This window comes from Klebsiella sp. GB_Kp047, assembly GCF_040065235.1.
GTDB lineage: Bacteria > Pseudomonadota > Gammaproteobacteria > Enterobacterales > Enterobacteriaceae > Klebsiella > Klebsiella quasipneumoniae.
On record NZ_JBEAJG010000041.1, the window covers coordinates 1 to 18,196 of the forward strand.

The 18,196-nt window shown below is 57.8% G+C and carries 20 protein-coding genes; 6 read left to right on the forward strand and 14 right to left on the reverse strand.

What is annotated here, in order from left to right:
* The 7 genes from rsxC to blr form a co-directional block, all read right to left on the reverse strand.
* A partial coding sequence (gene rsxC, locus ABLV76_RS20510) for an electron transport complex subunit RsxC (protein ID WP_348878446.1) occupies nt 1-1,735 on the reverse strand: 1,735 nt, incomplete at its 3' end.
* Entirely contained in the window at nt 1,728-2,306 is a 579-nt protein-coding gene (gene rsxB / locus ABLV76_RS20515) for an electron transport complex subunit RsxB (protein ID WP_004202846.1), read from the reverse strand. The genes rsxC and rsxB, both read right to left, overlap by 8 nt.
* The gene (rsxA, locus tag ABLV76_RS20520; protein ID WP_002907658.1) at nt 2,306-2,887 is read right to left on the reverse strand and encodes an electron transport complex subunit RsxA; all 582 of its coding nucleotides are present in this window, start codon (nt 2,885-2,887) and stop codon (nt 2,306-2,308) included. The genes rsxB and rsxA overlap by 1 nt, the downstream gene beginning before the upstream one ends.
* Nucleotides 2,888-2,965: 78 nt before the next feature.
* Nucleotides 2,966-3,406 carry a DUF2569 domain-containing protein gene (locus tag ABLV76_RS20525; protein WP_004202845.1) on the reverse strand — a complete coding sequence of 147 codons (441 nt, stop codon included), beginning with the start codon at nt 3,404-3,406 and terminating at the stop codon, nt 2,966-2,968.
* Nucleotides 3,407-3,481: 75 nt separating this feature from the next.
* A complete protein-coding gene (gene ydgT, locus ABLV76_RS20530) occupies nt 3,482-3,697 on the reverse strand; it encodes a transcription modulator YdgT (RefSeq protein WP_004202843.1) in 216 nt (71 codons plus the stop codon).
* 215 nt (nt 3,698-3,912) lie between these two features.
* Nucleotides 3,913-5,283 (reverse strand): GH1 family beta-glucosidase, encoded by a 1,371-nt coding sequence (locus ABLV76_RS20535; RefSeq protein WP_060655927.1) that lies wholly within the window; start codon nt 5,281-5,283, stop codon nt 3,913-3,915.
* Between the two features lie 115 nt (nt 5,284-5,398).
* Entirely contained in the window at nt 5,399-5,536 is a 138-nt protein-coding gene (blr, locus tag ABLV76_RS20540) for a division septum protein Blr (RefSeq protein ID WP_012541534.1), read from the reverse strand.
* Between the two features lie 190 nt (nt 5,537-5,726).
* Between blr and ABLV76_RS20545 the strand changes: the two genes are divergently transcribed.
* Nucleotides 5,727-6,767 carry an oxidoreductase gene (locus ABLV76_RS20545; protein WP_004202837.1) on the forward strand — a complete coding sequence of 347 codons (1,041 nt, stop codon included), beginning with the start codon at nt 5,727-5,729 and terminating at the stop codon, nt 6,765-6,767.
* A gap of 35 nt (nt 6,768-6,802) precedes the next feature.
* Here the strand turns inward: ABLV76_RS20545 and add are convergent, their stop codons facing one another.
* Nucleotides 6,803-7,804 carry an adenosine deaminase gene (gene add / locus ABLV76_RS20550; RefSeq protein WP_004202835.1) on the reverse strand — a complete coding sequence of 334 codons (1,002 nt, stop codon included), beginning with the start codon at nt 7,802-7,804 and terminating at the stop codon, nt 6,803-6,805.
* Between the two features lie 157 nt (nt 7,805-7,961).
* The gene (locus tag ABLV76_RS20555) at nt 7,962-9,116 is read right to left on the reverse strand and encodes an MFS transporter (protein ID WP_348878530.1); all 1,155 of its coding nucleotides are present in this window, start codon (nt 9,114-9,116) and stop codon (nt 7,962-7,964) included.
* 194 nt (nt 9,117-9,310) lie between these two features.
* Between ABLV76_RS20555 and ABLV76_RS20560 the strand changes: the two genes are divergently transcribed.
* Together ABLV76_RS20560 and ABLV76_RS20565 are read left to right on the forward strand one after the other, a co-directional pair.
* A complete protein-coding gene (locus tag ABLV76_RS20560; RefSeq protein WP_023318421.1) occupies nt 9,311-9,775 on the forward strand; it encodes a helix-turn-helix domain-containing protein in 465 nt (154 codons plus the stop codon).
* Nucleotides 9,776-10,005: 230 nt separating this feature from the next.
* Nucleotides 10,006-10,191, forward strand: a complete 186-nt coding sequence (locus ABLV76_RS20565; RefSeq protein ID WP_004202827.1) for a hypothetical protein — start codon at nt 10,006-10,008, stop codon at nt 10,189-10,191.
* 9 nt (nt 10,192-10,200) lie between these two features.
* Here the strand turns inward: ABLV76_RS20565 and ABLV76_RS20570 are convergent, their stop codons facing one another.
* Complete coding sequence (locus tag ABLV76_RS20570; protein ID WP_048294964.1) at nt 10,201-10,569, reverse strand: hypothetical protein; 369 nt, start codon at nt 10,567-10,569, stop codon at nt 10,201-10,203.
* Between the two features lie 243 nt (nt 10,570-10,812).
* Here ABLV76_RS20570 and cybB point away from each other — a divergent pair, with 243 nt between their 5' ends.
* From cybB to ABLV76_RS20585, 3 genes are all read left to right on the forward strand, one after another.
* Nucleotides 10,813-11,340, forward strand: a complete 528-nt coding sequence (gene cybB / locus ABLV76_RS20575) for a cytochrome b561 (RefSeq protein WP_049092052.1) — start codon at nt 10,813-10,815, stop codon at nt 11,338-11,340.
* 105 nt (nt 11,341-11,445) lie between these two features.
* A complete protein-coding gene (locus ABLV76_RS20580; RefSeq protein ID WP_004202822.1) occupies nt 11,446-11,721 on the forward strand; it encodes a metal/formaldehyde-sensitive transcriptional repressor in 276 nt (91 codons plus the stop codon).
* Nucleotides 11,722-11,745: 24 nt separating this feature from the next.
* A complete protein-coding gene (locus ABLV76_RS20585; RefSeq protein WP_004202819.1) occupies nt 11,746-12,864 on the forward strand; it encodes an S-(hydroxymethyl)glutathione dehydrogenase/class III alcohol dehydrogenase in 1,119 nt (372 codons plus the stop codon).
* 68 nt (nt 12,865-12,932) lie between these two features.
* On the opposite strand, the gene ABLV76_RS20590 is transcribed toward ABLV76_RS20585, so the two are convergent.
* From ABLV76_RS20590 to pcaH, 4 genes are all read right to left on the reverse strand, one after another.
* On the reverse strand, nt 12,933-15,305 hold the full coding sequence (locus ABLV76_RS20590; RefSeq protein ID WP_032456161.1) for a glucose/quinate/shikimate family membrane-bound PQQ-dependent dehydrogenase: 2,373 nt from the start codon (nt 15,303-15,305) through the stop codon (nt 12,933-12,935).
* A 277-nt stretch (nt 15,306-15,582) separates the two neighbouring features.
* Complete coding sequence (locus ABLV76_RS20595) at nt 15,583-16,506, reverse strand: LysR substrate-binding domain-containing protein (RefSeq protein ID WP_274899557.1); 924 nt, start codon at nt 16,504-16,506, stop codon at nt 15,583-15,585.
* 177 nt (nt 16,507-16,683) lie between these two features.
* On the reverse strand, nt 16,684-17,304 hold the full coding sequence (pcaG, locus tag ABLV76_RS20600; RefSeq protein ID WP_004202817.1) for a protocatechuate 3,4-dioxygenase subunit alpha: 621 nt from the start codon (nt 17,302-17,304) through the stop codon (nt 16,684-16,686).
* Entirely contained in the window at nt 17,301-18,041 is a 741-nt protein-coding gene (gene pcaH, locus ABLV76_RS20605; RefSeq protein WP_004202816.1) for a protocatechuate 3,4-dioxygenase subunit beta, read from the reverse strand. The genes pcaG and pcaH overlap by 4 nt, the downstream gene beginning before the upstream one ends.
* Nucleotides 18,042-18,196 lie beyond the last annotated feature (155 nt).

Genomic DNA, 18,196 nt, shown 5'->3' on the forward strand with positions numbered 1-18,196 from the left:
CGGCCTGCTGTTCAGCTTTGCGCGCTTTGGCGCGGGCGATAGCGGCTTCCACCGCCGCTTTGCGGGGATCGGCTGCGTCGGTCGACGGGGATTCTGCCGGCGCGGCCTGCTGCTGCGCTTTACGCGCCCGGGCTTCGGCCTTCCGCGCTTCGCGGGCGGCAATCGCCTCGCTGTTGTCCGGTCTGGCGCCGGCCTGAATCACGATAGGCTGCGCGGCGTCGCGCTGTTTATCACGTACCCGGGCCAGGGCGGCGTTAATCGCATCCTGATCTTTGGCGGCTGGCTGGACGGCGGCTTTTTTATGCCGCTCGGCGCGGGCCGCTTTCTCACGCTCCAGGCGCGCCTGTCGGGCCTCGAATCGCGCCTTGGCTTCCGCAGCGCGCTGCTCTTCCAGACGAATCGCCGCGATCTCGGCTTTCTCCTGGCGGAAGTACTGCACCAGCGGAATATTGCTTGGGCATACCCACGCGCACGCGCCGCATTCGATGCAGTCCGCCAGATTGTGAGCGGTGGCTTTATCGTGCTGCTGGCCTTTGCTGAACCAGTACAGCTGCTGCGGCAGCAGATCGGCCGGGCAGGCGTCGGCGCAGGCGCTACAGCGAATGCAGCCTTTTTCTTCCTGCGGCTCGCCCATTTCGCTGGCGGAGGGCGCTAAGAGACAGTTGGTGATCTTCACTACCGGGACGTCGAGCCCCGGCAGAGTAAAGCCCATCAGCGGGCCGCCCATGATCACCATCGGCTCAGCGCTGGCGCAGAATCCGGCGTCGTTCAACAGATGGCGCACCGGCGTGCCAAGGCGCGCCCAGACATTGCCCGGCCGGGTTACCGCCTCGCCGGTGAGGGTGACCACGCGCTCGGTTAACGGTTCGCCGTCAATTACCGCGCGTTTCACCGCGTAGGCTGTACCGACGTTCTGCATTAGCACGCCAATGTCCGAAGAACGACCGCCGTGCGGCGCCTGTTTCCCGGTGAGAATCTGGGTGAGCTGCTTGGCGCCACCGGAGGGGTATTTGGTGGGAATCACGCGCAGCGAAATGCCATGGGCGTCGCAGAGTACAGCCCGCAGCATGGAGATGGCCTGCGGCTTATTGTCTTCAATGCCGATCAGCACCTCGTCAGGCTGCAGAATGTGGGCGAGGATGCGGATCCCTTCGACAATCTGCGCCGCGCAGTCCTGCATCAGGCGGTCGTCCGCCGTGATATAGGGTTCGCACTCGGCGGCGTTAATGATCAGCGTTTTAATTTTATCGCCGCCGCCGCGCAGTTTACTGCCGGTGGGGAAGCCGGCGCCGCCGAGGCCGGCAACGCCAAACTGGTGGATGCGCTCAATCAGCGCTTCACGTGTGCGGGTCTGGTAGTCGCTCCAGCCGTCGCGTTCGATCCAGCGGTCTTCGCCGTCGGCGTCAATGATCACGCTCATCTCCGCCAGCGCGGATGGATGGGCGGTGGTGTGCGGGGCGATAGCGGCAACGGTGCCGGAGGTGGGGGCGTGAACCGGCAGCATTCTTCCCCAACCGCGGGTTAGCGGCTGGCCGCGCAGCACCCGGTCGCCTACTTTGACGCACAGTTCGCCTTCGGCGCCGATGTGCTGCTTCAGCGGGATCACAAAGCGCTGCGGCAGGGAAACCTGGCGCAGCGGGGTGCCGTTTGACTGGGTTTTCATCTCCGGCGGGTGAATACCGCCGTTAAAATCCCAGACTTTGTCTTTTCGGAAAGCGGAAAATAGCTTAAACATGTTGTTCCACAGGAATATTTCGCACCGGGATCGTGTGCAGATCCCATTTCCAGGTCTCCGGGGTGGTCGCCACCGGAACGAGTGAAATGCACTGGGTCGGGCAGGGGGCAACGCACAGGTTGCAGCCGGTGCACAGGTCGCTCATCACGGTATGCATGGCGCGGGTCGCCCCGACAATGGCATCCACGGGACACGCCTGAATACATTTGGTGCAGCCGATGCAGTTCGGCTCGTCAATCACGGCGAGCATGCGGGCCGGCTCGGCTGCCTGCTCGTCGCCATCGACAGGCTGCGGGTCGACGTTGAGCAAGGCGGCGATTTTTAACATCACCGCTTCGCCACCCGGCGCGCAGCGATTAATTTTCTCACCCTGCACGCCCACCGCTTCCGCATAGGGGCGGCAGCCAGGGTAGCCGCACTGCCCACATTGGCTCTGCGGTAACAGTTCATCAATTTTTTCCACCACCGGGTCGTCCTGCACCGCGAAACGGCGCGACGCATACCCCAGTATTAAGCCGAAAATCAGCCCTAACAGGCTGATGGCGATCACGGCTATCCAGACTGCGCTCATTACAACTTCACCAAACCACTAAAGCCCATAAAGGCCAGAGACATTAAACCGGCGGTAATCAGCGCGATGGCATTACCGCGGAACGGCGCGGGGACATCGGCCACCACCAGACGTTCGCGGATCGCCGCGAACAGCACCATCACCAGCGAGAAGCCGACGGCGGCGGCAAAGCCGTACAGCGCCGACTGCAGGAAATTGTGGCCCAGGTTGATGTTCAGCAGCGCCACCCCGAGCACCGCGCAGTTGGTGGTGATAAGGGGCAAAAAGATGCCCAGCAGGCGATAGAGCGCCGGGCTGGTTTTACGCACCACCATCTCAGTGAACTGGACCACCACGGCGATAACCAGAATAAAGGCCAGGGTACGTAAATAAACCAGATTTAGCGGGATAAGGATCCAGGTATCAATCAGCCAGGCGCAAATAGAGGCCAGGGTCATCACGAAGGTGGTGGCGAGCCCCATCCCCATTGCGGTTTCCAGCTTTTTGGAAACCCCCATAAACGGACACAGGCCAAGGAACTTCACCAAAACGAAGTTATTGACAAGGACAGTACCGATAAAGAGCAGTAAATAATCAGCCATCATGCGACCTGAAACGAAAAAAAGCCGCTTATTATCGAATAAAACGATACCGGCGACAACAGGTTAAGTGTGGGGTTATTACGGATTAACAAAGGTCCGTTTTACCCGCTGTGAACGGCGAAAATAGGGCGCCAGCAGCGCGGCGGCCAGCAGCGGAAACAGTAGCTGACGCAGTGCAAGGACATCCGAAACGGGGGAGAAGGCAAACGCCTTTATCGCCAGCAGCAGCGTAATGAGCAGCCAGATAATATAGTGTTTCGGCACCAGCGAGCGCCGCTTGAAAAAGGCGATGGTCAGCCAGAGCGTATAAAACCACATGGCGAGGGCAAACAGCAACGAGGCGACCCACAGCGCCATGTGTCCGGTGCTCATGGCGCGCAGCAGGGCCCAGGTTTGCGGCGACATGAGGGCATTGGCAAAAAACAGCAGCGATAACGAGGCGCTCAGCAGCGCCACCAGCAACCAGGCCAGCGGTGCCAGCAGCCATCCGCCGATGCGTTCCGCAGATTGAGACGTCATGGTTCTCCCCTATTTAACGCCAGTATATAAAAGCAGGCCGGGAAGTATAAGCAACTGGCGTGAAGGATGACAGTCTTACTGCACGAATCGCCAAACGGATTTAGGCACCTGGCCCACATCGAACAATTTACCGCCGGAAACCAGCTCTGCCCGGCGGTGATCGGCGGCGCGATACATATTAACGATCTCTTCGGTGTCAGTCAGGGAGTAGTTAAGGTGATCAAATAGTTTTTCAAGACTTTCCAGCGAACTGATTTTGCGGAATTTTAATAAATAGTCCAGAACGGTCATTTTCGTATCCATTTTATAATCGGAATAATTACGTTGAATATTATCAGCATTCACTAAACCTACTCTCAACCAACGGCGCCTTCTGCCGGGGCCGCGTGGAATGTTTCAGGTTATATAAACCCATGACAAGGGGCAAAGCCAGCCTTGAAGAGCAGGGAGATGTTTAAGAATATTCTAAATCAGACCGGGCGCCGAATGGCGCCCGCAGGAGAAGATTAACGCTGTTCGCCGCGACTGGCAATAACAGATTTGTACCAATAAAAACTCTTCTTTCGTTTCCGTGCCAGATTTTGCTGGTGGTCCACATAGACAAAGCCATATTGCTTTTGATATCCGTTGAGCCAGCTAAGCAGATCGATAAACGACCAGGGATAATAGCCGCGAACGTCAGCTCCCTGCGCCAGCGCCTTTTCCAGAGCGCCAATATGGCTGCTCAGGTAGTCGATTCGCGGATCGTCGACCACCTCACCGGCAATAATCGGGTCTTTCGCTCCCAGGCCATTCTCGGTGATATAGATCGGGATATCGCCATAGCGCGCCTTGATCATCATAATGCCGTCGGTTAGCCCCTGCGGCCAGATCTCCCAGCCCCATTCGGTATAAGTGCTCTGCGGATTACGCACGAAATAGAATAACCCCTCCACGCCAGGCTCGCCGCCGGTGGGGATTTCGGGCGGCTGGGCGGATACCGTTTCCCGACGATAGTAATTCAGACCGATAAAGTCACAGCGGTTGTCTCGCAGCAGCGCGTCGTCGCCTGGAGCAAAGCGCGGTACTCCCCACAGGGCTTGAGTCTGCGCCAGCAGGGCAGCAGGATAGGTGCCTTTTAGCACCGGATCGTACAGCCAGTGGGTATGGATGGCGTCAGCCAGGTCGGTAGCCTGCCTGTCCGCCTCGCTGTCGGTGAGCGGGGTATGCGGCTGCAGCACATTGACGAAACCAATCTCGCCCGCCACGGCCATCTCGCGAAACGCCTTCACCGCCAGCGCATGGGCGATAAACACGTGATGACAGGCCTGGATGGCGCGCGCCGGATCGCGAACGGCCGGCGGATGCAGGCCGTTAATGTAGCCGTGGCCGATAAAGACGATGGTCTCGTTAAAGGTAGCCCACAGCTTCACCCGCGAACCAAAGCGGGCGTAGCACAGGCGGGCGTACTCGGCGAAGGCTTCGGCGGTGCTGCGTGCTTCCCAGCCGCCCTCATCCTGCAGGGCCTGCGGCAGGTCCCAGTGATAGAGGGTAATCATCGGCTCAATATTATGCGCCAGCAGTTCATCGATCAGATCGCTATAAAACTGCACGCCTGCTTCATTAATCTCGCCGCGCCCGGTGGGCAGCAGGCGCGGCCAGGAGATGGAAAAGCGATAGCTCTGCAGGCCCATCTCGGCCATCAACGCCACGTCTTCGCGAAAACGGTGATAGTGATCGACGGCGATATCGCCGGTGGTCCCTTCAAAGGTGGTTCCCGGCAGGTGAGAGTAGATATCCCAGATTGACGGTCCTTTACCGTCAGCGTCGTGCCCACCTTCAACCTGATACGCTGCGGTAGCGGCACCCCATAAAAAATGTTGCGGAAAAGCGGCCATGAAAAAGCTCCCAGTCTGATGATAGAGGGAGTGTAATCAAAGCAAGGATAACTGTGCAACCGGTTTCTGAAACCGGTTGCACAGTTGCGAAGCGGGTCACTGTTTCACGGCGGCGCTACTTTGTCTGCACCACATCCGCTGGCGGTGGCGACTGGTAGTTATCAATATGGTGCGCGATAACCAAAAGCAGTGCGGAAATCCCAAAAACAATCCAGCCAATAAGTTCTACAATACGAGTAAAAACAGTCGTCATAACACTTCAATATCCTTTGAACACAGTGGGAAATGTTACTCTATGGTCAGCAGATCACAAGGGGTATCTGTCTGATTTTGCACGCATGCGTTAAAACCTTAAGTGAAAAAATGATAAGTTTTATTCACGTTTTGTAAGAATATTCTCATTAGTCAGATATTGACATCAGCTGAATAAGAGAGGCGGTTAAATGAGTGATGCGATCCGGGTGGGGCTGGTGGGCTATGGCTATGCCAGCAAAACGTTTCACGCGCCATTAATCAGCGGCACGCCGGGCCTGGCGCTGACGACGGTCTCCAGCAGCGACGCGGCCAAAGTTCATGCCGACTGGCCTGGCGCGAAGGTGGTTAGTGCGGCGGGTGAATTGCTGAACGACCCGGAGATCGATCTGGTGGTCATCGCCACGCCGAACGACACCCACTTCCCACTGGCGAAAGCGGCGCTGGAGGCCGGTAAGCACGTGGTGGTGGATAAACCCTTTACCGTGACACTGTCACAGGCTCGTGAGCTGGAGAGCCTGGCGAAGCACTGTGGCCGGGTGCTGTCGGTATTTCACAATCGGCGCTGGGACAGTGATTTTTTAACGGTCAGAACGTTAATCGACGAAGGCCTGCTGGGAGAGGTGTGTTACTTCGAATCCCATTTCGACCGCTTCCGCCCGCAGGTACGCCAGCGCTGGCGGGAACAGGCGGGCCCCGGGAGTGGAATTTGGTATGATCTCGGACCGCATCTGCTCGACCAGGCGGTGGTGCTGTTTGGTCTGCCGGTGAGCATCACGGTGGATCTCGCTCAACTTCGGCCCGGCGCGCAATCCACCGACTATTTTCACGCGGTGCTGGCCTATCCACAGCGGCGGGTGGTGCTGCACGGCACATTGCTCGCCGCCGCGGAGAGCGCGCGCTTTATCGTCCACGGCTCGCGGGCCAGCTTTATCAAGTACGGTCTCGACCCGCAGGAGGAGCGGCTGAAAAATGGCGAGCGTTTGCCGCAGGAGGACTGGGGGTATGATATGCGTGACGGTACCTTGACCCGCGCCGAAGGCGACGAACGTAGCGAGGAGACATGGCTGACGCTACCGGGCAATTATCCCGCTTACTATGCCGCTATCCGCGATGCGCTCAATGGGGTGGGAGAAAACCCGGTTCCGGCCAGCGAGGCGATTCAAATCATGACCCTGCTTGAGCTCGGTATCGAGTCGGCCCGGCATCGCGCCACGCTCAGCCTTGTGTAAGAGATAGCCCGGCAGCGCGGCTGCCGGGCCGGCTATCAGCCTTTAGCCACCCGCTGAATGAGCGCGGCTTTTTCCTGTTCGCTCAGAAACGCCTGGGTCAGACCATTGATCTGGGCCTGGCGGATCTGCTCCCGGCTCAGGCCCGCCGCCGGCGCCGCCACGGTGTATTCGTGGATAATATCGACCCCCTGGACCGCCGGATCGTCAGTGTTGAGGCTCGCCAGCACGCCGTGCTCAAGGAACTGCTTCAGCGGATGCTGGGCCAGAGAGGGTACGGTGCTGGTTTGCACGTTCGAGGTGAGACAGGATTCAATCCCGATGCGGTGCTCGGCCAGATAGTCCATCAGGGCGGGATCCTGTACCGCTTTTACCCCGTGGCCGATACGCTCGGCGCCCAGCTCACGAATGGCCTGCCAGATACTTTCCGGGCCGGCCGCTTCGCCAGCGTGAACGGTGATATGCCACCCGGCATCGCGGGCCTGGTTAAAATGACTGAGGAACAGCGCCCCCGGGAAGCCCAGCTCATCGCCAGCGAGGTCGAGGGCGGTGATGCCATCGCGGTGGGCGAGCAGCGCCGCCAGCTCTTCCTGACAGGCCGCTTCGCCAAAGGTGCGGCTCAAAATGCCGATCAGGCGGGCGTCGACCTGAAAATCGCGGCACCCCTCACGTACCCCGGCGATCACTGCCTCTACCACGCCGTCAACCGGCAATTGGTGGGTCATCGCCATATAGCGTGGGGAGAAGCGCAGCTCCACGTAGTGCAGGCCATTGCGCGCCGCGTCTTCGACGTTCTCATACGCCACGCGACGGCAGGCTTCCAGCGAGGCCAGGACTTTCACCCCCCAGTCGAGCTTGGCGAGAAAACTGACCAGATCGGGCTCCAGGCTGGTGACCTGGACGTGGGGACGCAGCGTGTCAAGGGTGGTAGCGGGAAGGGTGATATTAAACTCGCGGCCAAGATCGAGGATGGTTTGGGCCCGGATGTTACCGTCAAGGTGGCGGTGAATGTCGGTTAATGGCAATGAGGAATCAATCATGGTCGCACTCTTTTTTTAGTTAAAGTGCACGTCATTATACAACATGAGCATAACTGTTTAAAAGCATTGAAAAAATCTATGCGATACAAACAGCTGGGGGCAATCAGGTCATTTTTACGCGCTTTTTGACTGGCCCCTTCAAAACAGGGGCCGAATGTCATGATCGACGCGATCCTGACCAGACAAGAAAAGCACACGTGCTAACCGCGGCACCCGCAAGGCAGACCGCCTGCCATCCCCAGTGGGAATAAAGCTGTGTGGCAACGATAGCCCCTGCCGCGCTACCCAGCGAATAAAAACACATGTAAGCCCCAACCAGGCGGCTTGCCGCTGCAGGCCTGGCGGCAATGATCAGGCTCTGGTTAGAGACATGTACGGCCTGTACCGCAAAGTCCAGCGCAATGACGCCAACTAACAGCCAGAGCAAAGAGGTTTCAACATAGGCGATAGGCAGCCATGAGAGAGCCAGCAGCGCCAGCGCCAAGCCGGTAGTACGCTGAGCCCATCCCTGGTCAGCCCACTTTCCCGCTCTTGAGGCGGCCAGCACGCCAGCGAGGCCGGCTAAGCCAAACATCCCCGCCTGGGTGTGCGAGAGGGAAAGGGCGGTAAGCGGCATGACCATAGTTGTCCATAGCATGCTGAAGGCGGCAAAGATAAGAAGCGCCAGTATGCCGCGCTTTCTCAGTTGCGGTTCAGTGATATATAGCTGAAACACTGACTTCAATAAGGAAAGGTAGGTGGACTTTTGTGGCTGCGATTGCTTTGAGGGCGGAGGCATGACCTTCCAGACGACACCGGCCATCAACAGCATCATACAGGCAGCCGTGAGATAAACGGCTCGCCAGCCGGCAATATCGGCTATCGCGCCTGAGATAAACCGAGACAACAGGATGCCTGAAACAATTCCGCTGGTCAGGGTACCCACCGCCTGGCCTCGTTTCTGCGGTGTCGCCAGTATTGCCACCCACGCCACCATCAACTGCACCACAACGGCCATCAGGCCAACGATCAGCATGGCGCCAAACAGAGTGGCTATATTGGGGGATAACCCTGCTACAACTAACGCCGCCGCTGAAAGCAACAGCTGAGTCATCGCCACGTATTTACGGTTCAGCCAGTCCCCGAGCGGAACCAGGAACAGTAAGCCAATGGCATAGCCCAACTGCGTAGCGGTGATGACGCCGCCAATCATGCCTGGCGCCACCTTGAGGCTGACCGCCATCGAGTCGAGTAAAGGTTGAGCTGAATAAACGTTGGCTACCGCCAGCGCGCAGGTCAGTGAAAACAACGTCGTTATCCCTGCGGTGAGCATCGCGTCAGGGGCTGACGCGGTTTGAATTCCGTGGCCGGTACACCTGCTTGTCTTATCTTTCATAAGAGACCTTCTATCTGGTTGCTTTTTAAAACTCGTTTACCTATAGAAATAGCCATAGTGGTTTTTTTTTGCAACTGGTAAAACGAAAGATTAAGCTAGCATTAGTAGACAGATTGATGAGGAGCGCGCAGATGGCAAAACAGGAATCACTCAGAACCAGTGAATGTCCGGTGGCGAGAACGTTGGAATCAATTGGTGAACGCTGGTGCCTGATGATTATCCGCGAAGCATTTGACGATGTACGGAGATTCAGCGAGTTTCAAAAAAATTTAGGGCTGGCCAAAAATATCCTTGCCGCGCGCCTGAAGCACCTGGTCGAGATCGGTATTTTCGAGATTTTACCGGCATCGGATGGCAGCGCATATAAGGAATACGTCCTGACTGAAAAGGGGCGCTCCGTGTTTCCCATTGTTGTGGCGATGCGTCAATGGGGAGAGCGTTATATGTTTGAGCAGGGAGAAACCTACTCTGTCCTGCTGGATAACGAACACGGCCAGCCGCTTCAATATCTGGATGTGCGTTCCGCTCAGGGAGATAAATTGCAACCAGGCGACTGTCATCGCCGGCGCGTTGTATCAGATACCAGCGCCGAATAATGTCGTGAAGGGTTTGCGGAATTCTAGTGAGAATACGATCGTACCGCTAAAGGGTTGTGGAACAATCCTGACCTATTTTTTGCGCACTGCTTCTGATGCTAACTCCCCGGACGCGTAACAGTGACCCGCCGCCAGCCGCATAATCATTTACATTTATATTTTATTTGAATGTATTCATGTTACATATTAAATTCTGCTTACTTTATCGACGATGAGGCAGGGATGCGGATGTGGAAAGCGTAATCCATAATAATATTGAGGGTTTTCTGCTGTTGTTATTAAGCATGTGGCCCATTCTGCTGGTGGTATTCGTTGGCGTCGCGATCTCCTTCTATACCATGCTGTTACGCAAAACGGCGCTGGCCTGCCTGCTGTTCGCCGTCGCCATCGGCGCCGCAGGCTGGAGCTTTGCCTGACGCCAGGCCTCAGGGTTTATCCAGCAGGCTCATACTGGAGGTGGCGGCGCCATCATTCAGATTGGACGGCGAATGCCAGTCGCGACCCGCCAGGGCGCTGTCTCTCTGACCACTACTGGCGACGCTGTCCTGCTGCGTCGACAGCGTTGACCCTTCAAGCGCTTCCTCTGCCCCCGACTGGTCGGGCAGAGAACTGCTATACCCGCCATTATTCGAATACGTATCCATACCGTTGACTTCATTCGGCACCGTGTCGGTAGTGGTCCCGTCATCGTTAATGCAAAATGAGCCGCCGATGCCGTTAGGCTGACAGTCCGCGGCGAAAGTCGGGCTGGCCAGCGCGGTCAGCAGCAATAGCGGTAAGCTGATTTTCTTCATTTTCATCTCCATACGCAGCGTGGCCGACAGATGTTCTCAACTATAGAGGGGAGAGCGCGGCGGCAGGTAACAAAAATGTTTAATTTTGTAATAGCGGATGGTATCCGGCGCCCGTTTGCGTGGTCCGGGTGCAGCGGCTCAGCACAATGCGGTAATCAATTGTTAATTCAACGTAAAGGTTAATGAAAATTTAAGAGAAGGCCGCTATGTTGGCACAATCACACTTTCCATTAAGGATATTCCATGCGCGATAAATATTCCGGCCTGCAGATCGGCATCCACTGGCTGGTCTTTCTGCTGGTGGTGGTGGCCTATGCGGCGATGGAGCTGCGCGGATTTTTCCCCCGCAGCGATCGGCCGCTGATCAATATGGTTCATGTTTCCTGCGGAATCACCATTGGCGTGCTGATGGTGGCGCGTCTGCTGGTGCGGCTGAAAATGCCGACGCCGCCGATCGTGCCAAAGCCCTCACCGATGATGACTGGTTTCGCCCATCTCGGCCATCTGATTATCTATCTGCTGTTTATCGGCCTGCCGCTGATTGGCATGGTAATGATGTACTGGCGCGGGAATCCCTGGTACGCCTTTGGCCTGACGATGCCGTATGCTCCGCAGAGCGATTTTGAGCGGGTGGACACCCTGAAAGCGATCCATGAATGGTTAGCGAACGCCGGTTACTTCGTGATTGGCCTGCATGCCTTTGCTGCGCTGCTCCATCATTACTGGTGGAAAGATAATACCCTGCTGCGAATGATGCCCCGTAAGCGCTGAAGGGTTTGCTTCAACATTCAGACCCCGTCCCGAGACGGGGTTTTTTTTTGCCTTTGTGGTAAATAAAATATAGTATACCCCCCTATATGATACGGAGGCGTTATCGTGCCACATTCACCTGAAGATAAAAAACGGGCGCTCAGCCGCGTACGACGCATCCGCGGCCAGGTTGAAGCCCTTGAACGCGCGCTGGAGTCCGGCGAGCCCTGTATGACCATCCTGCAGCAGATCGCCTCGATTCGCGGGGCGGCAAACGGTCTGATGGGCGAAATGGTGGAGATCCACCTGCAGGACGAGCTGGTCAGCGGCGACACCACCCCGGACCAGCGGGCCGCGAGAATGGCAGAGGTCGGTCATCTGCTACGATCCTATTTAAAATAACATCACGACGAGGAAGAGACAGTTATGAAATCACGCGCAGCAGTGGCCTTTGGCCCCGGTCAGCCGTTAAAAATCGTAGAGATTGACGTCGCGCCGCCGAAAAAAGGCGAAGTTCTGGTGAAAATCACCCATACCGGCGTGTGCCATACCGATGCTTTCACCCTTTCCGGCGACGATCCGGAAGGGGTCTTCCCGGCGGTGCTGGGCCATGAAGGCGGCGGCGTGGTCGTGGAAGTGGGCGAGGGCGTCACCAGCCTTAAGCCGGGCGATCATGTCATCCCCCTGTATACCGCCGAATGCGGCGAGTGCAAATTTTGTAAGTCGGGTAAAACCAATCTCTGTCAGGCGGTACGCGCTACCCAGGGCAAAGGGCTGATGCCGGACGGCACCACCCGTTTCTCGTATAACGGCGAACCGATTTATCACTACATGGGCACCAGCACCTTCAGCGAATACACGGTCTGCGCTGAGATCTCGCTGGCGAAAGTCAATCCGCAGGCGCCGCTGGATAAAGTGTGTCTGCTGGGCTGCGGCGTGACCACCGGTATCGGCGCGGTGCACAACACGGCGAAGGTTAAGGCCGGGGATACCGTCGCGGTCTTTGGTCTGGGCGGCATCGGCCTGGCGGTGATCCAGGGCGCTGTGCAGGCGCAAGCCGGGCGCATTCTGGCAGTCGATACCAACCCGGATAAGTTCACTCTCGCTAAAGAGATGGGGGCTACCGACTTTATCAACCCCAACGACTACGATAAGCCGATTCAGGATGTGATTGTTGAGCTGACCGACGGCGGGGTGGATTTCAGCTTCGAGTGCATCGGTAATGTCAATGTGATGCGCGCGGCGCTGGAGTGCTGCCATAAGGGCTGGGGCGAGAGCGTCATTATCGGCGTGGCCGGCGCCGGGCAGGAGATCAAGACCCGTCCGTTCCAGCTGGTGACAGGCCGCGTGTGGCGCGGCTCCGCCTTTGGCGGCGTGAAAGGCCGTAGCCAGCTGCCGGGAATGGTGGAAGACGCGATGGCGGGTAAAATTCGCCTCGACCCGTTTATTACTCATCGCCTGCCGCTGGAGCAGATTAACGAGGCCTTTGACCTGATGCATGAAGGCAAATCGATTCGCACCGTGATCCACTTTGGCGACCAGTAATCGCTAACGCGCAAGGCGTTTCGGCAACAGCAAAAAAGGGCCCGGATGGGCCCTTTTGCTTAAGTCAATCAGTGATGGTCAGGGAGCGCGTAGGCGATAATGTAATCGCCGCGATCCGGAGACTGACGGGCGCCGCCCGCATTGATAATGATGTACTGCTTACCGGTTTTCGGCGACACGTAGGTCATCGGGCCTGACTGGCTGCCAACCGGCAGACGGGATTTCCAGATCTCCTTGCCGTTAGCGGTATCAAAGGCGCGCAGGTAGAAATCCTGAGTGCCGGCGAAGAACAGCAGCCCGGACTGCGTCGCCAGCGACGCGCCAAGGGTCGGCATACCGATTGGAATCGGCATGTGCATGCGGATCCCCAGCGGCCCGGTATCCTCTACGGTACCTACCGGCACCTGCCACACCAGTTTCCCGGTTTTCAGATCCACCGCGGACATGGTGCCGAACGGCGGCTTCTGGCACGGAATGCCCAGCGGCGACAGGAAACGTTCGCGCATGGCGCCAAACGGCGTGCCTTCCATCGGCACGATGCCCATCTCGATGCCGCTGGCGTCTTTCGCCACCTTCTCGCGCGGCACCATATAGTTGGCGAGACCCAGACGCATATCGTTAACGAACATCAGGCTGTTGTTGGGATCCACCGAGACGCTGCCCCAGTTCATGCCGCCAAGCGAGCCCGGGAACTGCAGGGAGCGGTCTTCCCCCGGCGGGGTAAAGACGCCCTGATGGCGCATTTCTTTGAACTGGATACGGCACAGCAGCAGGTCGATCGGCGTCGCTCCCCACATATCGGACTCGGTCAGAGTCTGGTTACCGATCATCGGCATTCCCACCGAGTAAGGCTGCGTCGGCGAGTAGCGCTCGCCTTTGACATTGCCCACCGGCACCGGCCGCTCTTCCACTTTCGCCACCGGCTCGCCGGTTTCGCGGTTGAGCATAAAGATCATGCCCTGCTTGCTGGTCTGCACCAGCACCGGGGTGGTGCCGCCCTTGCCGTCAGGCAGATCGTACAGCAGCGGCTGGGACGGCAGGTCAAAGTCCCACAGGTCGTGGTGGGTGGTCTGGAAGTGCCAGCGTACCTGGCCGGTAGCGGCATCCACGGCGACGATGGAAGAGCTGTATTTATCGTCCAGCGCGGTTCGTTCGCCGCCAAAGAAGTCAGGCGTAGCGTTACCGGTCGGCAGATAGATCAGGTTCAGCTTCGCGTCGTAAGACATCGCCGACCAGACGTTCGGCGTGCCGCGCGTATAGGTCTGGCCCTCCGGCGGTACGCCGGTCAGCGCCGGATTACCCGGATCCCACGCCCAGGCCAGTTTACCGGTGTGGACGTCAAACGCACGGACCACCCCCGGCGGTTCGCCGGTAGAGTAGTTATCCGCGACGCGGCCGCCGACCACCACCACATTACCCGCGACCAGCGGGGTGGAGGTCTGCTGATAGTAGCCTGCTTTGACTTCGCCCATCCCGACGCTAAGGTCGACAATACCGCGATCGCCGAAGCTCTCGCACAGTTTGCCGGTGTCGGCATCAATGGCGATCAGGCGGGCATCGATCGTTGGCAGGAACAGACGACGGGAGCAAGCGGCAGGCTGAGCGCCTGACGCTGGCGTCGTCTGCGCCTGGCTATCTTCGTAATAGCCTAAGCCGCGGCAGCGCTGCCAGTTAGGCGAAGAGGATTTGGAGTCATAGCGCCATTTCTCTTTGCCGCTGTCGACATCCAGCGCCAGCACTTTGCTGTAAGGGGTACAGACGTAGAGGGTATCGCCAATCTGCAACGGGGTATTCTGATCTTCCGCGCCGGAGCCATTGCTCTGTGGGATATCGCCAGTATGCGCCACCCAGGCTACCTGCAGCTGGTTGACGTTTTGCTTGTTGATTTGATCCAGGGCGGCGAAGCGGTCTCCGTGGGTGGTGTTGCCCCAGTGCGCCCAGTTTTTCTGCTCTTCGCCCGGCGCGACGGGTTTCACCGGCACCGCTTCCGTGGCGCTGACCAGCGGTTCGGATTTAAACATCCAGCCAAAGCTTCCCGCCAGCGCCACGGCGAGCACGGCGGCGATGGCAAAAGCCGGGCCTTTTTTCGCCGGCGAGCTGGCAAGGAAAGGCCAGACCAGGGCGGCGAGGAAGGCCAGCACGCCAAGGGCGAACAGACGCGAGAAGAGCGGCCAGAAGTTCCAGCCAGCGTCGCCGATCGCCCAGATCACCGAAGCGATAAACGCCACGGCGTACAGCAGAATACCCCCGCGGCGGCGACGGAAAATCAGCACCGCCGCGATAACCATCACCACGCCCATCAGCGCGAAGTACAGCGTGCCGCCGACGAGAGCCAGTTTTACCCCCAGAATACCGATAGCCAGACCGATGATGAGCATCAGTCCGGCGAGAAGCCACTGCAGGATCCGGGGGAATCCGCGCGGCGCGTTGCCAGTTGTCATGAAATCTCCTTAACCACACCAGCCACCTCAGTGCGAACCAAATGAAATAAAGTTATTTTGTTTTATTTTTGAATGAAGTGGTTTGTATCTTCATAAAGCCAAATTTATTGCCTGTTTTGATTTCGTATGAACCATTTGGTGAAATCGCGATATGATAGATCTGTTAAAGAAATTTGCGCAAATGTTAATAAATAATTTCGCACTAAATGATTATTTTGCTGAATGTGACGCAGTCAGCGTTGGCTCCCCGGCCGCTACGGGCCGGGGGATCATCGGATCAGGCAGGCATTGATTTACGAATAGCGCTGAGCAGGGTTTGTGTCCCGGGGGTCAGCGTCGCATCGACGCGGGTTAGAATGCCGATGGGCTCCCCGGCGCCCTGGGTGGCAATCGGCAGGGCGGTCAGTACGCCACGGCGAAGATCGTCTTTCACCGCCCCGGAAGGGACGAACCAGACATAGTCAAAATCGACCGTCAGCTGGCGCGACAGTGAAGCGGAGAGGGTCTCGATGCAGCCGGCGGGCATTTTACAGCCCTGGCTCTGGAGCAGCGCTTCGGCGTTTTGCCGCGGCACGGTGCCCTTTGGCGAGACCACCACCGGCCACTCCATCACCCGACTGAGGGTCACGGTCTCCTGCAGCAGAGGATGTCCCGGGCGTACCACCAGCTTAAGGGATTCCAGGAACAGCAGTTCGTAATGCAGCCCGCTCATCAGCTCCGGATCGGACATCCGTCCGATGCCGATGTCGATCTCCCCGGATTTTAAGCCGGCGAGCAGCATGGTGTTGTTCATGGTGGCGACCTGCAGCGTGATATCTTTTTGCTGCTTATGGAGCTGGCCGATCACCGTCGGCAGGATCCCCAGCGCGGCGGTAGGCAGCGCGCCGATGCGCACGATATCGTTATTCAGCCCCTCTTTACGGTTCAGCGCCTGGCCCGCCGAGTTAAGGGCATCAAGCACTTTCACGGCATGAGTCAGAAACTGTTCCCCGACCAGGGTCAATTGCGCCCCCAGACGTCCCCGCTCAAACAGACGGGTACCGGTCAGCTGTTCAAGCTCGTTAAGCGTTTTTGAAAGTGCTGGCTGGCTCAGATTTAAAGTTTCAGCCGCGCGCCCCAGCGTTCCCTGTTGAGCGACGGCCACGAAGGTGTGTAGATGGCGCAAGCGAATGCGCTGACTGAAGAGACCATTTTTTTCCATAGTAAGATGATGTTAAAAACACAGCGGTGAAAGAGACAAGCGGCCTTGTTTAAATTTGATAACCAGATAGCAAAATATTATTAACATTTGAGCTGATTACATTACAAGATCTTTCCCTATGGTTTAACACGCCGTCGCCCCGGCTGTACGGGGCGACGGCGGTGGTCAGCATGGCCGCTAGATATCGAAAAAGACGGTTTCGTTCTCGCCCTGCAGATAAATGTCGAAACGATAGACCACTTCCGCACCGCGAACCTCGCGCTCGGCGATTAAGGTTTTGCGTCTCACCTCCCATTCGATGAGATTCAGCACCGGGTCGCTGGCATTGGCCTCGTGCTCATCGGCGAAATACATCCGCGTATTCAGGCCAATGTTGATCCCCCGCGCCACCACCCACAGATTGACGTGCGGCGCCATCAGACGGCCGTCGCGGCCAACCACCGCGCCGGGCTTGATGGTTTCAAAGCGCCAGACGCCGGAGGTGAAGTCAGAGCAGGTGCGCCCCCAGCCGCGAAAGCCTGGGTCGACCGCTTTCTGCTGCTGACGGTCCTCAGGATGGTTATAGCGTCCCGCGGCGTTAGCCTGCCAGATCTCCAGCAGCACGTCGCGGACCGGGGTCCCGGAGCCGTCGATAACCCGGCCTTCAATGGTGATCCGTTCCCCGACCGTATCGGCGGTGGTGAGAACCGGACCAAAATTTTTTTCAAAAATATGAAAACCCGCCGCGTCCGGTGCCAGACCGATATGAACATAGGGTCCCGCAGTCTGCGAGGCAGTTTCAGGCAGATACTCTTTCATCGGGCGGCCCCCTGAGTGCGATTTTCAAACAGCGTGGCGCGATGGCCGCGCAGAACAAGGTCGAAGCGGTAGGCCAGACAATCCAGCGGCACGGCGGCGTGCATGTCCAGCTCGGCGATCAGGGTGCGCACGGCGTCGTCATTATTAATGGTCCTGACGATCGGGCACTGCTTGATCAACGGGTCGCCTTCGAAATACATCTGGGTGATCAGGCGCTGGGCCCAGGCGTCGCCTGAAAGCGAGAAATGAATATGCGCCGGACGCCAGTCGCTGGCCTGGTTGCGCCAGGGGTAGGGGCCGGGCTTGATGGTGCGAAAACAGTAATAACCGTTCTCGTCGGTCAGCACCCGACCGCAGCCGCCGAAGTTCGGGTCAATCGGTGCCAGATACTGATCTTTTTTATGTCGATAGCGACCGCCGGCATTGGCCTGCCACACTTCCACCAGGGTGTTTTTCATTGGTCGGCCGAAACCATCCCGCACATAGCCGTGCACAATGATCCGCTCGCCAATCGGCAGGCCTTCTTTGGCATAGTTAAGGATAAGGTCATTATCCAGCGGGCCCAGGTCGTCGCGGCTAAACACCGGGCCGGTGATCTCTGACAGCGAGTTCTGCAGGGAGATTAGGGCGTTTTTCGGGGAGCGCAGGACGCTGGTTTTATAGCCCGGGGCGTAAGCGGGCGGGTGACTACTGTAATCGCGATGGATAACCTCGCGCGGGGACCATTTATCGTTCATCGGGTACTCCGTATAGAGGGTAGAGAGGCATGTTGTTGTAATGTCGCCAGAAACAGTGTGTGTAAATATATTGTTAATTTAAAGTGAAATTACCGGGTGTTTTTCATAACCGTCGGTTATGCCCTGCGCCATGCCCATGACCGGAAGCAGGTTAT

Excerpts from the sequence above, each read along its gene's own strand:
- rsxB (WP_004202846.1), bottom strand. The coding sequence starts at position 2,306 with ATGAGCGCAGTCTGGATAGCCGTGATCGCCATCAGCCTGTTAGGGCTG.
- rsxA (WP_002907658.1), bottom strand. The coding sequence starts at position 2,887 with ATGGCTGATTATTTACTGCTCTTTATCGGTACTGTCCTTGTCAATAAC.
- ABLV76_RS20525 (WP_004202845.1), bottom strand. The coding sequence starts at position 3,406 with ATGACGTCTCAATCTGCGGAACGCATCGGCGGATGGCTGCTGGCACCG.
- ydgT (WP_004202843.1), bottom strand. The coding sequence starts at position 3,697 with ATGACCGTTCTGGACTATTTATTAAAATTCCGCAAAATCAGTTCGCTG.
- ABLV76_RS20535 (WP_060655927.1), bottom strand. The coding sequence starts at position 5,283 with ATGGCCGCTTTTCCGCAACATTTTTTATGGGGTGCCGCTACCGCAGCG.
- blr (WP_012541534.1), bottom strand. The coding sequence starts at position 5,536 with ATGACGACTGTTTTTACTCGTATTGTAGAACTTATTGGCTGGATTGTT.
- ABLV76_RS20545 (WP_004202837.1), top strand. The coding sequence starts at position 5,727 with ATGAGTGATGCGATCCGGGTGGGGCTGGTGGGCTATGGCTATGCCAGC.
- add (WP_004202835.1), bottom strand. The coding sequence starts at position 7,804 with ATGATTGATTCCTCATTGCCATTAACCGACATTCACCGCCACCTTGAC.
- ABLV76_RS20555 (WP_348878530.1), bottom strand. The coding sequence starts at position 9,116 with ATGCTCACCGCAGGGATAACGACGTTGTTTTCACTGACCTGCGCGCTG.
- ABLV76_RS20560 (WP_023318421.1), top strand. The coding sequence starts at position 9,311 with ATGGCAAAACAGGAATCACTCAGAACCAGTGAATGTCCGGTGGCGAGA.
- ABLV76_RS20570 (WP_048294964.1), bottom strand. The coding sequence starts at position 10,569 with ATGAAGAAAATCAGCTTACCGCTATTGCTGCTGACCGCGCTGGCCAGC.
- cybB (WP_049092052.1), top strand. The coding sequence starts at position 10,813 with ATGCGCGATAAATATTCCGGCCTGCAGATCGGCATCCACTGGCTGGTC.
- ABLV76_RS20585 (WP_004202819.1), top strand. The coding sequence starts at position 11,746 with ATGAAATCACGCGCAGCAGTGGCCTTTGGCCCCGGTCAGCCGTTAAAA.
- ABLV76_RS20590 (WP_032456161.1), bottom strand. The coding sequence starts at position 15,305 with ATGACAACTGGCAACGCGCCGCGCGGATTCCCCCGGATCCTGCAGTGG.
- ABLV76_RS20595 (WP_274899557.1), bottom strand. The coding sequence starts at position 16,506 with ATGGAAAAAAATGGTCTCTTCAGTCAGCGCATTCGCTTGCGCCATCTA.
- pcaG (WP_004202817.1), bottom strand. The coding sequence starts at position 17,304 with ATGAAAGAGTATCTGCCTGAAACTGCCTCGCAGACTGCGGGACCCTAT.
- pcaH (WP_004202816.1), bottom strand. The coding sequence starts at position 18,041 with ATGAACGATAAATGGTCCCCGCGCGAGGTTATCCATCGCGATTACAGT.